The organism is Cryobacterium sp. M25, assembly GCF_002929635.1.
Taxonomy (GTDB): domain Bacteria; phylum Actinomycetota; class Actinomycetes; order Actinomycetales; family Microbacteriaceae; genus Cryobacterium; species Cryobacterium sandaracinum.
Map to the genome: position 1 here is coordinate 19,584 of NZ_PJJU01000057.1, position 13,936 is coordinate 33,519.

The 13,936-nt window shown below is 67.3% G+C and carries 13 protein-coding genes; 9 read left to right on the forward strand and 4 right to left on the reverse strand.

All coding sequences use genetic code 11. The features are described from left to right. Nucleotides 1-462: 462 nt before the first annotated feature. A complete protein-coding gene (locus CXY81_RS13120; protein ID WP_104195108.1) occupies nt 463-1,239 on the reverse strand; it encodes a PspA/IM30 family protein in 777 nt (258 codons plus the stop codon). Continuing rightward, entirely contained in the window at nt 1,236-1,889 is a 654-nt protein-coding gene (locus tag CXY81_RS13125) for a hypothetical protein (protein WP_146067699.1), read from the reverse strand. The genes CXY81_RS13120 and CXY81_RS13125 overlap by 4 nt, the downstream gene beginning before the upstream one ends. Nucleotides 1,890-2,092: 203 nt before the next feature. Here CXY81_RS13125 and CXY81_RS13130 point away from each other — a divergent pair, with 203 nt between their 5' ends. The 8 genes from CXY81_RS13130 (at nt 2,093) to CXY81_RS13165 (ending at nt 10,934) form a co-directional block, all read left to right on the forward strand. Next, nucleotides 2,093-4,345, forward strand: a complete 2,253-nt coding sequence (locus CXY81_RS13130; RefSeq protein ID WP_104195246.1) for a bifunctional alpha,alpha-trehalose-phosphate synthase (UDP-forming)/trehalose-phosphatase — start codon at nt 2,093-2,095, stop codon at nt 4,343-4,345. A 45-nt stretch (nt 4,346-4,390) separates the two neighbouring features. Further along, nucleotides 4,391-6,085, forward strand: coding sequence for a dihydroxy-acid dehydratase (gene ilvD, locus CXY81_RS13135; protein ID WP_104171612.1), 1,695 nt, complete (start codon nt 4,391-4,393; stop codon nt 6,083-6,085). A gap of 37 nt (nt 6,086-6,122) precedes the next feature. Next, nucleotides 6,123-7,943, forward strand: a complete 1,821-nt coding sequence (locus CXY81_RS13140) for an acetolactate synthase large subunit (RefSeq protein ID WP_104195110.1) — start codon at nt 6,123-6,125, stop codon at nt 7,941-7,943. A gap of 3 nt (nt 7,944-7,946) precedes the next feature. Beyond that, on the forward strand, nt 7,947-8,456 hold the full coding sequence (gene ilvN, locus CXY81_RS13145) for an acetolactate synthase small subunit (RefSeq protein WP_104102867.1): 510 nt from the start codon (nt 7,947-7,949) through the stop codon (nt 8,454-8,456). Nucleotides 8,457-8,497: 41 nt separating this feature from the next. Next, nucleotides 8,498-9,526 carry a ketol-acid reductoisomerase gene (gene ilvC / locus CXY81_RS13150; protein ID WP_104195111.1) on the forward strand — a complete coding sequence of 343 codons (1,029 nt, stop codon included), beginning with the start codon at nt 8,498-8,500 and terminating at the stop codon, nt 9,524-9,526. A gap of 132 nt (nt 9,527-9,658) precedes the next feature. After that, the gene (locus CXY81_RS17575) at nt 9,659-9,934 is read left to right on the forward strand and encodes a hypothetical protein (RefSeq protein WP_104171615.1); all 276 of its coding nucleotides are present in this window, start codon (nt 9,659-9,661) and stop codon (nt 9,932-9,934) included. 38 nt (nt 9,935-9,972) lie between these two features. Then, a complete protein-coding gene (locus tag CXY81_RS13160; protein WP_104171616.1) occupies nt 9,973-10,569 on the forward strand; it encodes a DNA polymerase III subunit gamma/tau in 597 nt (198 codons plus the stop codon). Then, the gene (locus CXY81_RS13165; protein WP_146067700.1) at nt 10,566-10,934 is read left to right on the forward strand and encodes a hypothetical protein; all 369 of its coding nucleotides are present in this window, start codon (nt 10,566-10,568) and stop codon (nt 10,932-10,934) included. The genes CXY81_RS13160 and CXY81_RS13165 overlap by 4 nt, the downstream gene beginning before the upstream one ends. A 277-nt stretch (nt 10,935-11,211) precedes the next feature. Here CXY81_RS13165 and CXY81_RS13170 read toward each other — a convergent pair whose 3' ends face one another. Further along, a complete protein-coding gene (locus CXY81_RS13170) occupies nt 11,212-11,607 on the reverse strand; it encodes a DoxX family membrane protein (RefSeq protein WP_104195113.1) in 396 nt (131 codons plus the stop codon). A 95-nt stretch (nt 11,608-11,702) separates the two neighbouring features. Here CXY81_RS13170 and serA point away from each other — a divergent pair, with 95 nt between their 5' ends. Beyond that, complete coding sequence (serA, locus tag CXY81_RS13175; RefSeq protein ID WP_104195114.1) at nt 11,703-13,295, forward strand: phosphoglycerate dehydrogenase; 1,593 nt, start codon at nt 11,703-11,705, stop codon at nt 13,293-13,295. Here the strand turns inward: serA and CXY81_RS13180 are convergent. Next, the gene (locus tag CXY81_RS13180; RefSeq protein WP_104195115.1) at nt 13,285-13,878 is read right to left on the reverse strand and encodes a TetR/AcrR family transcriptional regulator; all 594 of its coding nucleotides are present in this window, start codon (nt 13,876-13,878) and stop codon (nt 13,285-13,287) included. The two genes, serA and CXY81_RS13180, sit on opposite strands and share 11 nt — an antisense overlap. Nucleotides 13,879-13,936: the final 58 nt, after the last annotated feature.

Genomic DNA, 13,936 nt, shown 5'->3' on the forward strand with positions numbered 1-13,936 from the left:
CCGCGTGAGGTTGCGCCCCGTGCGCCGCACGAATTCGACGGAGATTTTGGCTCACCCGAACAACCGTAATTCAGGTCAGGCTCAGGCTCAGGCTCAGGCTCAGGCTCAGGCTCAGGCTCAGGCTCAGGCTCAGGCTCAGGCTCAGGGGAGCTTGCGTGCGTGGCTGACTCAGGACATCCGTCGCCCAAATTCTTCAGTCGGCGCGGACCAGTGCGGAACGGGTGCGGATACCCGGCTCGGCCCGGCCTGATCTCCTGAGGTGGCCACATCTCCCGCCTGATGCGCCGAAGTGCCTGTGCGGTTCGGGCATGCACCTCGCGCTTTGTTCTGCCCCGCAGCGCGAACGAATTCGACGGAGATTTTGCCAAGATAGGTCCAGGATGCCCCGGAAAGTAGCGTTTCCGCCAAAATCTCCGTCGAATTGGTTCGACGACCTGGCTCAGAGTTGGTCGACGACCAGGATCAGGGGAGAGGCGGGCCCTGGCCGATACTCAACCAGGCGTCGGTTCCTCCGCGAGCGTTCGGGCCGGGGCCCCGGTCCGTGGCGCGGGCCTCCTTCATCGCTTGAAGCTGGCGGTCGACAGCCGCTCTGGTCGCCCCCGCCGAGAGCTGCCGCTCGAGGTCCGCGTCGAGCGGGGCCGTGACATCGTTCAGAGCGCCGCTGGAGAGCAGCTCGTCGGTGGCGGCGGCGCGGGCCTGCATCTGGGTGACCCGGTCCTTGGCCCGGTCGAGGTCGGCACCGACCGTGCCCAGTTGCGAGCCGATGCCGGACGCGGCCTCGTTGGCCTTGACCCGAGCCTCGGAGGCAGCGTAGGTGGCCTTGATGGTCTCCTTCTCCGTGCGGAAAGCGGCGACCCGTTCGGCGAGGCGTCGTTCGTTGTCCTGCAGTTGCGCCTGCTGCTGCGCCAAAGCGAGGTACTGGTCACGGATGGCTGCCACCTGGCCCTCGAGGAGCGACCGGCGTTCCAGCGCCGTGCGGGCCAGATCTTCCCGGCCCTGGTTCAGCGCGTCCTGGGCCTGGTCGGCCAGCCGCTGGTAGCGGCCGCCCATGTCCTGCCCCTGCAGCTCAATTCGCTTCTTCGCCGTTGCGACCTCGGCCAGCCCCAGGCGCACCTGCTGGAGCGACTTCACCTGCTGCTCGTAGCTGTCGTCGAGGGCCTCGCGGGGGTCTTCGATCCGGGTCAGGGCCCGGTTTGACTTGCTGCGGAGGATGACGCGCAGCCGCGAGGTGAGGCTCATGATTCAGTCCTTCTGTTGAAAGTATTCATGGGCAGGGGCCGGCGCGGATCGGAGAACCCGTCGTTGCCGTTATGGGAGTGGCCGTTGAGGGAGTGGCCGTTGAGGGAGCGCAACTCATCGACCCCAGCCCGGAGCGCGGCCACCTCGCGGTCGACCTCGGAGCGAAGGGCCGTGAGGGTGTCATCGGTGAGCTCTCCGAGACCGGCAGCGACGGCCGAGCGCAGCCGGCGCACCAACCCGGCCACTTGGTCGACACGGCGGCCGGCCACCGACAGCGCCTCGGCGAGCACGACAGGATCGGTCTCGCTCGTCAGCAGCCGCAGCTGCGATTGCAGCGTGACGCTTTCGCCCTGAATGCGACGGAAAAGTCGCGGAAGCTCGCCGAGCGGGCCCTGGCTGCTCCGGGCCAGGTCGACGGCTGCCTGACCACTGTCGAGAGATTCCATCAGCCGCAACTGCAGCTTCAGAACCTCGTGTTGCGGGCCCCAACTCAGGATGGTTCGAGAACGCAACACCGCGCCGGTCAACCTGCGGATACGGCGAATGCGCCGGTACAGCCTCCGCACCAGAACGAAGAACGAGACGAAGACAACGAGGCTGATGGTCGCGAGTGAGATCGACACCCAGCTCAGCAGTGAATTCAGGTCCATGGGTCCGCCTCTTTCAAACAGTCAGCCGGGGTCGCGCCACACCCGGACACAATCCACGGTTTAAAGTACGCGCGTTACCTCAAAGTTGTCCCCATGTCGGGCGACCGTGGCCGAGGGGCCAGCCCGGCCACCGCTTTCGGCCCACTGGTAGCCTTAGGAGACCACCAAGGCGTCGCTCTGCGCCCGCCGGAACGGACGATCCCATTACCTCTGCAGCCGAACCCACGGCATCCGCCGCCCCGGACTCCACCTATTCGCTGGTCGTGGTCTCCAACCGCCTCCCGATCGAGATCGAGGTTTCCGAAGACGGAACCGAGGGCTGGCGCACCTCGCCCGGCGGCCTGGTCACCGCCCTTGAGCCCATGATGCGCAGCTCCGACGGCGCCTGGGTGGGCTGGCCCGGCATCGCCGACCGCTCGTTCGACCCGTTCGAGAACGACGGCATCTCCATCGTGCCGGTGCGGCTCAGCGAGTCGGAGTTGGAGGATTACTACGAGGGCTTCTCCAACGACACGATCTGGCCGCTTTACCACGACGTGATCGCGCCGCCGCGCTACCACCGCGAATGGTGGGAGGCCTACGTTCGGGTGAACCGCCGCTTCGCCGACGCCGCCGCATCCGCCGCTGCGCCCGGCGCCACGGTGTGGGTGCACGACTACCAGTTGCAGCTCGTGCCACGGATGCTGCGCGACGCGCGGCCCGACCTCGTGATCGGGTTCTTCAACCACATCCCTTTTCCGCCCTACGGGATCTATGCCCAGCTACCCTGGCGCAAGCAGATCCTCGACGGACTGCTCGGCGCCGACCTGATCGGTTTCCAGCGCCTCGCCGACGCCGGTAACTTCTCCCGAGCCGTGCGCCGCCTCTACGGCTATCCGACCCGCGGCGTCGCCATCGATGTGCCCGCACCCGAGGGCAAGCATCGCCGGGTGATCGCCAAGCACTTCCCGATCTCCATCGACGCCGCCGCCTACGAGGAACTGGCGCGGCGCCCCGAGATCCAGGAGCGGGCGCGCCAGATCCGGGAAGACCTCGGCAACCCCCAGACGATCATGCTGGGCGTGGACCGGCTCGACTACACCAAGGGCATCGCCCACCGCATCAAGGCGTTCGGCGAGCTGCTCGCCGACGGCAGCCTGAGCGTGGAGGACGTCACCCTGGTGCAGGTCGCCAGCCCCTCCCGGGAACGCGTCGGCCCCTACATCGCCCTGCGCGACGAGATCGAACTGGCCGTCGGCCGCCTCAACGGCGACTTCTCCACCATCAGCCACACCGCCATCAGTTACCACCATCACGGCTACCCGCGCGAGGAGATGGTGGCGCTCTACCTCGCGGCCGACGTGATGCTCGTGACCGCGCTCCGCGACGGCATGAACCTCGTCGCCAAGGAATACGTGGCCGTGCGCTTCGACCGCGACGGCGTGCTCGTTCTGAGCGAGTTCGCCGGCGCCGCCGACGAGCTCAAACAGGCCGTGCTGATCAACCCGCATGACATCGACGGCGTGAAGGCCGCCATCCTCAGGGCCGTCGCGATGCCCCGCCAGGAACGGCTGCGACGCATGCGCGCGCTCCGCCGCAAGGTCTTCGACAACGACGTCGACGCCTGGTCCTCTTCCTTCCTCCGAACCCTGACCGAAGGAGCCGGCGTGCGTCCCGGGATCCCCGACACCCTCGCCGGTGCGCTGAAGGATCTCAGCCGCGCCGACAACATCCTCGTGGCCCTCGATTTCGACGGGACGCTTGCCCCGCACGTCGACAAGCCCGAAGACGCGCGCGCAGTGGCAGGCACCCGCGAGGCCGTGCAGCGCCTGCTCGACCTCGACGGGGTGCGGGTCGCGTTCGTCTCCGGCCGGGCCCTGGTCAGCCTGCGGCACGTGTCGCAGCCGCAGACCGATGTGCTCCTCACCGGCTCGCACGGGATCGAGGTGCAGCTGGACACCCCCGAGATCGAACTCGACCTCGTCACCGAGGAACTCGAGCAGCTCGACGCCCTCGCCCGGGTGCTTGAGCGCATCTCCGGCAGCATCGACGGAACCTGGATCGAACGCAAGCCGGCCGGTCTGGCCCTGCACACCCGGCTGGCGACGCCTCGGAAAGCGGCGGCCGCCCTGAAGGCCGCACGCGAGGAGCTGGGCACGCTGCTGCCCGGCCTGACCGTGCGGGACGGCAAGGACGTGATCGAATTCGCGGTGCGTGCCAGCACCAAGGGCGACGCCCTTGAGCGGTTGCGCCGACACGCGGGGGCCGACCGGGTCTTCTACGCCGGCGACGACACCACCGACGAAGACGCCTTCGCCGTGCTGCGACCCGGCGACGTCGGCGTCAAGATCGGGGCAGGCGACTCGCTCGCCGGCTACCGGGTGCGCGGCCCCGAAGACGTGCCGCTGGTGCTGGGCCTGATCGCCGATGCCCGCGCGGCCGTCGCCGCGGAGCGTGAGGCCGCCGCCGGAGCATGACCCCCGGGCGACGTTCCGCCTTCAGCGGACGTTTAGACTCAGTGCATGACTGAGATCGATATGAAGCCTCGCAGCCGCGACGTCACGGATGGAATCGAAGCCACCACCTCGAGGGGGATGCTCCGGGCCGTCGGTATGGGCGACGCCGACTGGGAGAAACCCCAGATCGGCATCGCAAGTTCGTGGAACGAGATCACGCCCTGCAACCTCTCCCTGGACCGCCTCGCGCAGGCCGCCAAAGAAGGTGTGCACGGCGGCGGCGGCTACCCGCTGCAGTTCGGCACCATCTCCGTCTCCGATGGCATCTCGATGGGCCATGAGGGCATGCACTTCTCCCTCGTCTCCCGCGAGGTCATCGCCGACTCGGTCGAGGTTGTCATGCAAGCCGAGCGCCTCGACGGCTCCGTGCTGCTGGCGGGCTGCGACAAGTCGCTGCCCGGGATGCTGATGGCCGCGGCCCGCCTCGACCTGGCCAGCGTTTTCCTCTACGCAGGATCGATCGCTCCCGGCTGGGTCAAGCTTTCCGACGGCACCGAAAAAGATATCACCATCATCGACTCCTTCGAGGCGGTGGGCGCCGTCAAGGCCGGGCGGATGTCCGTGGCCGACGCCAAGCGCATCGAGTGCGCCTTCGCTCCCGGCGAGGGTGCCTGCGGCGGCATGTACACCGCCAACACCATGGCCAGCGTGGCCGAGGCTCTCGGCATGAGCCTGCCGGGATCGGCCTCCCCGGCCTCCGCCGACCGCCGCCGCGACTACTACGCGCACCGCTCCGGCGAGGCCGTCGTCAACCTGCTGCGTCTGGGGATCACGGCCAGGGACATCCTGACCCGCAAGGCCTTCGAGAACGCGATCGCCGTGGCGATGGCGTTCGGCGGCTCCACCAACGTGGTGCTGCACCTGCTGGCCATCGCGAACGAGGCCGAGGTCGAGCTCACCCTCGACGATTTCAACCGCATCGGCGACAAGGTGCCGCACATCGGCGACCTGAAGCCGTTCGGCAAGTACGTCATGAACGACGTCGACCGTCACGGCGGCGTGCCGGCCGTGATGCGGGCCCTGCTCGAGGCCGGCCTCATCCACGGCGACGCGCTCACCGTGACCGGCAAGACCGTGGCCGAGAACCTTGCCGAGATCGACCCGCCCGAACTGGACGGCGAGGTGCTGCGCACCCTCGACAACCCGATTCACGCCAGCGGCGGAATCACCATCCTCAAGGGCTCTATCGCCCCCGAGGGTGCCGTCGTCAAAACCGCCGGCTTCGACTCCGACATCTTCGAGGGACCCGCGCGCGTGTTTGAGCGTGAGCGCGCCGCCATGGACGCTCTCACTGCGGGGGAGATCCAGAAGGGCGACGTCGTCGTCATCCGCTACGAGGGACCCAAGGGCGGGCCCGGAATGCGGGAGATGCTCTCGATCACCGCCGCCATCAAGGGCGCCGGGCTCGGCGCCGATGTACTACTCTTAACGGACGGTCGATTCTCAGGCGGCACAACCGGACTGTGCATCGGCCATATAGCACCCGAAGCGGTGGACGAAGGTCCAATCGCCTTCGTGCGCGATGGTGATCTGATACGGGTCGATATCGCAGCTCGCACGCTCGACCTACTGGTCGACCCTGATGAGCTGACCGCCCGGAGTGTTGGCTGGGCACCTCTGCCTCCGCGCTACACCCGGGGCGTTCTCGCAAAGTACTCGAAGCTTGTCCAGTCTGCGGCCGTCGGCGCCGTCACGGGCTAGAACTCACTATTCGTCATCGAACTAGGGAACTGATCACATGACCGCGGAAACACCCGTGCCATCACCGTCGCCCTCGCCTGCCGCGGCCGCCGGGGCGCCCGACTCGGGGGCGCCGGAAATCCTCACCGGTTCCGGTGCGATCATCCGCTCGCTGGAGCTGCTGGGCGTCACCGACGTCTTCGGTCTACCGGGCGGCGCCGTCATTCCGCTCTACGACGAGCTGATGAGCCAAACCGTGATCCGGCACATCCTGGTGAGGCACGAGCAGGGTGCCGGCCACGCCGCGGAGGGCTACGCCTCGGCGAGCAACCGCGTCGGGGTGGCCATCGCCACCTCCGGGCCCGGCGCCACCAACCTTGTCACCGCCATCGCCGACGCGTACATGGACTCGGTGCCGATCCTTTGCATCACCGGCCAGGTCTTCTCCACCCTGATGGGCACGGATGCCTTCCAGGAGGCCGACATCGTCGGCATCACCATGCCGATCACGAAGCACTCCTTCCTGGTCAAGCGTCCCGAGGACATCCCCGCGGCTATCGCGTCGGCTCACCTGATCGCCTCCACCGGCCGGCCCGGCCCGGTCCTGGTGGACATCACCAAGGATGCCCAGCAGAAGAGCGCCCCGTTCATCTGGCCGCCCAAGCTCGACCTGCCCGGCTACCGGCCGGTCACCAAGGCCCACGGCAAACAGGTGCAGGCTGCGGCCCAGCTGCTTGCCGAGGCCAAGAAGCCCGTCCTCTACGTGGGTGGCGGTGTCATCCGTGCCCGCGCGTCGGAAGAACTGCTCGCGTTCGCCGAACTCAGCAAGACGCCCGTCGTCACCACGTTGATGGCGCGCGGCGCGTTCCCGGACTCGCACGACCAGCACCTGGGCATGCCCGGGATGCACGGCACCGTGTCCGCGGTGCTCGCGCTGCAGGAGGCCGACCTGATCATCGCGCTCGGCTCCCGCTTCGACGACCGGGTCACCGGCAAGGTCTCCGAGTTTGCGCCGCACGCCACGATCGTGCACGTCGACATCGACCCCGCGGAGATCGGTAAGATCCGCGCCGCCGACGTTCCCATCGTCGGTGATGCCAAGGAGGTCATCGCCGAACTCACCATCGCCTACGCGGCCGCCATCACCACGACGACGCCCGACGTCAGCGTTTGGTGGACCTACCTCAAGGGTCTGCGGGAGGAGTTCCCGCTGGGCTATTCCGAGCCGACCGACGGCCTCATGAGCCCGCAGTTCGTGATCCAGCGCATCGGCGAGCTGACCGGGCCGGAAGCCGTCTATGCGGCCGGTGTCGGCCAGCACCAGATGTGGGCGGCCCAGTTCATCAAGTACGAGCGGCCCAATTCCTGGCTGAACTCCGGGGGCGCCGGCACGATGGGCTACTCCATCCCCGCAGCGATGGGTGCCAAGGTGGCCGAGCCCGACCGGGTGGTCTGGTCGATCGACGGCGACGGATGCTTCCAGATGACCAACCAGGAACTGGCCACCTGCACGATCAACAACATTCCGATCAAGGTCGCCATCATCAACAACTCCTCGCTGGGCATGGTGCGCCAGTGGCAGACCCTGTTCTACGACGGACGGCACTCCTTCACCGATCTGCACACCGGGCACGGGTCCGCCATGGTGCCGGACTTCGTGAAGCTGTCGGAGGCCTACGGTGCCCTCGCCATCCGGGTCACCAGCCCCGATCAGGTCGACGACGCCATCAAGCTGGCGTTGGCGACCAACGACCGGCCCGTGGTGATCGACTTCATCGTGAGCCGGGACGCCATGGTCTGGCCGATGGTGCCGCAGGGTGTCAGCAACAGCTATGTGCAGTATGCCAAAGAGCACGCACCGACCTGGGAAGAGGAATAACCCGTGAGCACCCACGTTCTGAGCCTCCTCGTCGAGGACAAGCCCGGCCTGCTCACCCGGGTCGCCGGCCTCTTCGCCCGCCGCGGTTTCAACATCGAGAGCCTCGCCGTCGGCCACACCGAAATCCCCGGGCTCTCCCGCATCACGATCCTCGTCGACGTCGAAGACGCACCGCTGGAGCAAGTGACCAAGCAGCTGAACAAGCTGATCAACGTCATCAAGATCGTCGAACTCGACCCGGCCCAGTCGGTGCAGCGCGAACACCTGCTGGTGAAGGTGCGCGCCGACAACACGACCCGGTCGATGGTGCTCGAAGCCGTGACCCTGTTCCGGGCTCGGGTCGTCGACGTGTCCGTCGACGCGGTCGTGATCGAGGTCACCGGGGACTCCGGCAAAACGCAGGCGCTGCTGCGCGTGCTCGAGCCCTACGGGATCAAGGAAATCGCCCAGTCCGGCCTGCTCGCCATCGGCCGCGGGTCGAAATCGATCAGCGAGCGCGTCTTCAAAAACTAGAGCTCGACCACCGACTACAACAACAAGGAGAACATTTACTCGTGTCTGAGATTTACTACGACAAAGACGCCGACCTGTCGATCATCCAGGGCAAGAAGGTAGCCGTCATCGGCTATGGCTCGCAGGGTCACGCCCACGCGCAGAACCTGCGCGACTCGGGTGTCGAGGTCGTCATCGGCCTCAAGGAGGGCTCGAAGTCCAAGGCCAAGGCCGAAGAGGCCGGCTTCACCGTTCTCAGCACCGCCGAGGCATCCGCCTGGGCCGACGTCATCGTCATCCTGGCGCCCGACCAGGTGCAGCGTCACCTGTTCGCCGACGACGTGCTGCCGAACCTCGCTGCGGGCAAGGCCCTTGTCTTCGGACACGGCTTCAACATCCGTTTCGGCTACATCAAGGCCCCCGAAGGCATCGACGTCACCATGGTCGCCCCCAAGGGACCGGGCCACACCGTGCGCCGCGAGTATGAGGCCGGCCGCGGCGTTCCCGTGATCGTCGCCGTCGAGAAGGATGCCTCGGGCGCGGCCTGGCCGCTCACCCTCAGCTACGCCAAGGCGATCGGTGGCCTGCGCGCCGCCGGCATCAAGACCACCTTCACCGAAGAGACCGAAACCGACCTGTTCGGCGAGCAGTCCGTGCTCTGTGGTGGCGCGTCGCAGCTGATCCAGTACGGCTTCGAGGTTCTCACCGAGGCCGGCTACCAGCCGCAGGTCGCCTACTTCGAGGTGCTGCACGAGCTCAAGCTTATCGTCGACCTGATGTGGGAGGGGGGCATCGCCAAGCAGCGTTGGAGCGTCTCCGACACCGCCGAGTACGGCGACTACGTCTCCGGCCCACGCGTCATCGACGCCCACGTCAAGGAGAATATGAAGGCCGTTCTCGCCGACATCCAGAACGGCGCCTTCGCGGCCCGCTTCATCGCGGACCAGGACGCCGGAGCACCGGAGTTCCTCGCTCTGCGCAAGAAGGGCGAAGAGCACCCCATCGAAGCCACCGGCCGTGAGCTGCGCAAGCTGTTCGCCTGGAACGCCTCCGCCGACGACGACTACACTGACGGCGAAGCCGCGCGCTAACACCCGAGCTCGCATCGGCAGCGGGGCCAATCCACTGGATTGGCCCCGCTGCCGCGTCAACGGCGCTGATGCTCCCGAGGATGCGTTCGGGGTGCTTGCCACGCCCGGTCCGGGTGTTCACCATTGATGCCCGTGGATGAACCCGGCCTGCCGGTTCGCACAGGACACGACCCCCATTCGCAGCCGGTTCACGGCAGCCCCGACGGCCCGGCGGGGGAGACGGTCACGGCCGCGAAGCTCGAGCGCGCCTCGGACCCGGACACCGTCTTCCGGCTCGTCGCGCAGAAGAAGATCCCAGCCGACAAGCTGGCCACGCATCGGTTCCGGATGGACCAGATCCTCGAGGCGTACGACACCTTCTCCCGCGCGGCGGAAACCAAGGCACTGAAAGTCGTGATCAGCCGGTAGTGTGCGCCGCCCGGGCGGCGCCTCGGTACGCTGGACTCATGACTTCTGGACACTCCGGTGACGACAACCGGGACGACGCCCTGGGCTGGGCCGGCGACGACGACCCCACGCTCGTCTCCGGCGGCGAGTCTGGCGCGACCGCACGGCCCGCCGAGCCCGATTCGGGTGCTTTCGTCACGACCGGCGACGGCTCCGGCTCCGGCTCTGAAACCGACACCGGCACCGGCACCGCGGCCGGTACCGAGACCGGTTCCGTCGCGCCGCCGGAGGGATGGACCGTGGCCGGTCCGGCATCCGCTGTCGCGGCGAAGGCGGCGGCCGACGCCGCCCTGACCCGCACGGCCACGAGTTCCCTGGCGCTTGTCTCGCTCGGAATCTTCGGCGGAATATATCTGCTCTATACGGTGGGCTGGTTCATCGGCGTGGGCCGCATCCAGACCCCGCCCGCCGACGGGTTGTCCGAGTTCATGTTCTCCCTCGGTCTCTGGCTGGCCGTGGCCGCTCCCGCGGTCTGGTTCGCGGTGACGTTCTGGCTGACCAGAACGCATCCCCGAGCCCGGATCGGCTGGCTACTCCTCGGAGTCGTTCTGCTCGCCCCGTTGCCGTTCATCTCCGGACCGGGGGTCATCGCATGACCGATTCACCGGTGACCACGCCCGCGACCGTCCCCTCATCCCGGCGGCGCACCCCGCGCTGGCTGTCGACGGGCATCGCGATCCTGTTCGGCCTTTGCTATGCCTACGACATCTGGGAGGGCGTCGGCAACCTCGTCGGCCTCAACATCCTGGCTCAAAGCCTCGACACCCAGCTGAGCGGACTCGGTATTTTCGTGCTCCTCGTCGGCATCCTGGGCCCGCTCCTCGTCTTCGTGCTTGCCGCATGGATCGGGCGCTCACGCGGATGCGCCGCGCAGGCTGCCCTGTTCCTGGCCGGCCTGGGTCTGAACGCCGCGATCGCCGCCAACATCTTCACCCTCGGCGCGGGCAGCCTGCTCGCCTAGCCCTGCCTGCTCGCCTAGCCCTGCCTGCTCGCCTAGCCCTGCCTGCTCGCCTGGCCCTGCCTGCTCGCCTGGCCCTGCCGCTCGCCTGGCCCTGCCGCTCGCCTGGCCCTGCCGCTCGCCTGGCCCTGCCGCTCGGTGTCCCGAACGAATTCGACGGAGATTTTGCTCTCAACAGCGCGTTTGGGTTCAAAAACGGGTGTTTGACCCAAAATCTCCGTTGAATTGGTTCGACACCGGGCAGGGCGCTCCTCCTGTGTTGCACGGCGTCGCCTAGCGCTCAGGCGATCGCGATGACGATCAGCCCCATCAGCACGAGCTGCCCGGTCAGCCGCGGCACGAGGGGGATCGCGGCCACGCCGAAGCGGTCCGGGTAGCGCGCGGCGAAGGCGTTGGCGGGGAAGATCGCCGCCAAGAACACGATCAGGCAGACGCCGGCCGTCACCATCGTGGGTGGATACAGCAGTCCGAGCCCGCCCGCGATCTCGCAGACTCCGGTGAGGATGACGAGGTTGCCGGGGCGAAGCATCCCGGTCGTTCGCAGCCGTGGCGGGATCATCGCCCTCATCGTGCGCGCCACACCCGGCACGAAATGTGTGATGCCGGCGCCGATGAAGACCACCGCCAGCACGATGCGCACGGCGAACTGGATGTCGGGGAATGTAACGCTGCTCATGGCTCTATTCTCCAGCCGATAGAGTGATTTCACATCTGGCGCCCCACGGTCGCGGCGCAAGCCATTTTTCTGCTGCAATCGGAGGATCCGTTTTCGTGTCAAAACCTGTTGTCCTAATCGCTGAAGAATTATCGCCTGCCACCGTCGACGCCCTCGGGCCCGACTTCGAGGTTCGCTCCGTAGACGGCACCGACCGGGTCGCGCTACTCGCCGAACTGGCCACGGCGCATGCCGTTCTGGTGCGTTCCGCCACGAAGGTGGACGCGGAGGCAATCGCCGCCGCACCGTTACTGAAGGTCATCGCCCGCGCGGGCGTCGGCCTCGACAACGTCGACATTAAAGCGGCCACGGCTGCGGGCGTCATGGTCGTCAATGCCCCGACATCCAACATTATTTCCGCCGCAGAACTGACCGTCGGGCACATCATCAGCCTGGCCCGTCACATCCCGGCCGCCCACGGCGCGCTGGCGCAGGGGCAGTGGAAGCGCTCCAAGTACACCGGCGTCGAGCTCTACGAAAAGACCATCGGCATCATCGGCCTCGGCCGCATCGGTGCCCTCATCGCGGCGCGGATGCAGGCCTTCGGCACGAACATCATCGCCTATGACCCCTACATCACCTCCGCCCGCGCCCAGCAGCTCGGCGTGGTTCCGGTCAGCCTCGATGAGCTCCTTGCACAGTCGGACTTCATCACCATCCACATGCCCAAGACGCCCGAGACCAACGGCATGATCGGCGCCGAACAGTTCAAGCTGATGAAGCCCACCGCGTTCGTCGTGAACGTGGCCCGCGGCGGCCTCATCAACGAGGACGACCTCTACGACGCCCTCACGGCCGGCACGATCGCCGGCGCCGGCCTCGATGTGTTCGTCAGCGAGCCGCCGACCGGGTCGAAGCTGCTCGGCCTCAACAACATCATCACCACGCCTCACCTCGGCGCCTCCACGGACGAAGCCCAGGAAAAGGCCGGCGTCTCCGTCGCCAAGTCGGTTCGCCTCGCCCTGTCGGGGGAGCTCGTCCCCGACGCGGTCAACGTCGCCGGAGGCGTTATCGACCCCTACGTGCGCCCCGGCATCCCGCTGGTGGAGAAGCTCGGCCAGGTCTTCTCCGGTCTCGGCGCCCACAGCCCGCTGACCAGCGTCGACGTCGAGGTGCGCGGCGAGCTCGCCGACTATAACGTGAGCGTGCTCCGGCTCGCCGCGCTCAAGGGCATTTTCACCAATGTCGTCAGCGAGACCGTGTCCTACGTCAACGCGCCGTTGCTCGCCGAGCAGCGCGGCGTCGCGGTGCGCATGATCACCGACAAGGAGTCGCCGGAGTACCGCAACGTCATCACGCTGCGTGGCGCCCTCGCGGACGGCTCGCAGGTATCGGTGTCCGGCACCCTGACCGGCACCAAGCAAATCGAGAAGATCGTCGAGATCAACGGCTACGACGTCGAGGTTCCGTTCGACGACCACCTGATCGTGATGCTCTACACGGACCGTCCGGGAATCGTGGCCGTCTACGGCCGCGAGTTCGGCGACGCCCAGATCAACATCGCGGGCATGCAGATCGCCCGCCACGTGGCCGGCGGCAAGGCCCTGAGCGTACTGACGGTCGACTCGCCCGTTCCGGCGAGCCTGCTGGCCACGGTGCGCGACGCGATCTCGGCCGAGGCCATGATCGAAATCTCCATCACCGAATAGCAGTTCCGTCGGTCATCCGCCCGATCACCGCGAGCAACCGGTCCAACCTCGTCGTCGATGTGCCATCGACGGCAGGCTGGCCGGGGCTCGCGAGGGTGGATTCGTAGTACAGCCCGTCACTGACGAGCATGATCACCTCGGCCACGTCCGGGTCTCCCACCGCCTCCTCGATGACGCTCAGCCACTGGCGCCGAGTTGCGGCCAGGGCCGCATTGGCCAACGGATGTGCCCCCTGCGCGAGCCTGACGGCCGCACCGATCGACTGGTCGAGCACCGTCCCCTCGCTCATCGACGTGCGGATCAGGTAGTCGACCGCTCCGGCCGAGGCCGCTCGAATTTGTTCGACATCGTCGGCGACGAGCGCGTCGAGCCGGGCCAGGAGTCCCTCCACGAGCGCGTCTTTCGACCCGAAGTGGTAGAGCAGGCCGCCCTTGGACAGGCCGGCCGCCACCGCCACCGCCTCGAGGGTGGCCGCCCGCTCGCCCTGGTCGATCAGGAGGTGCGCGAACGCGTCCAGGATGCGATCGCGCGTGGGGGAGAGGCGGGGCACGTTCCGGGTCGGGGCTGCGGTATCAGAGCTCATGGTGCTACTATACCGTCTGGACGGTTTACTTTACCGTCTGGACGGTACAGCATCCGTC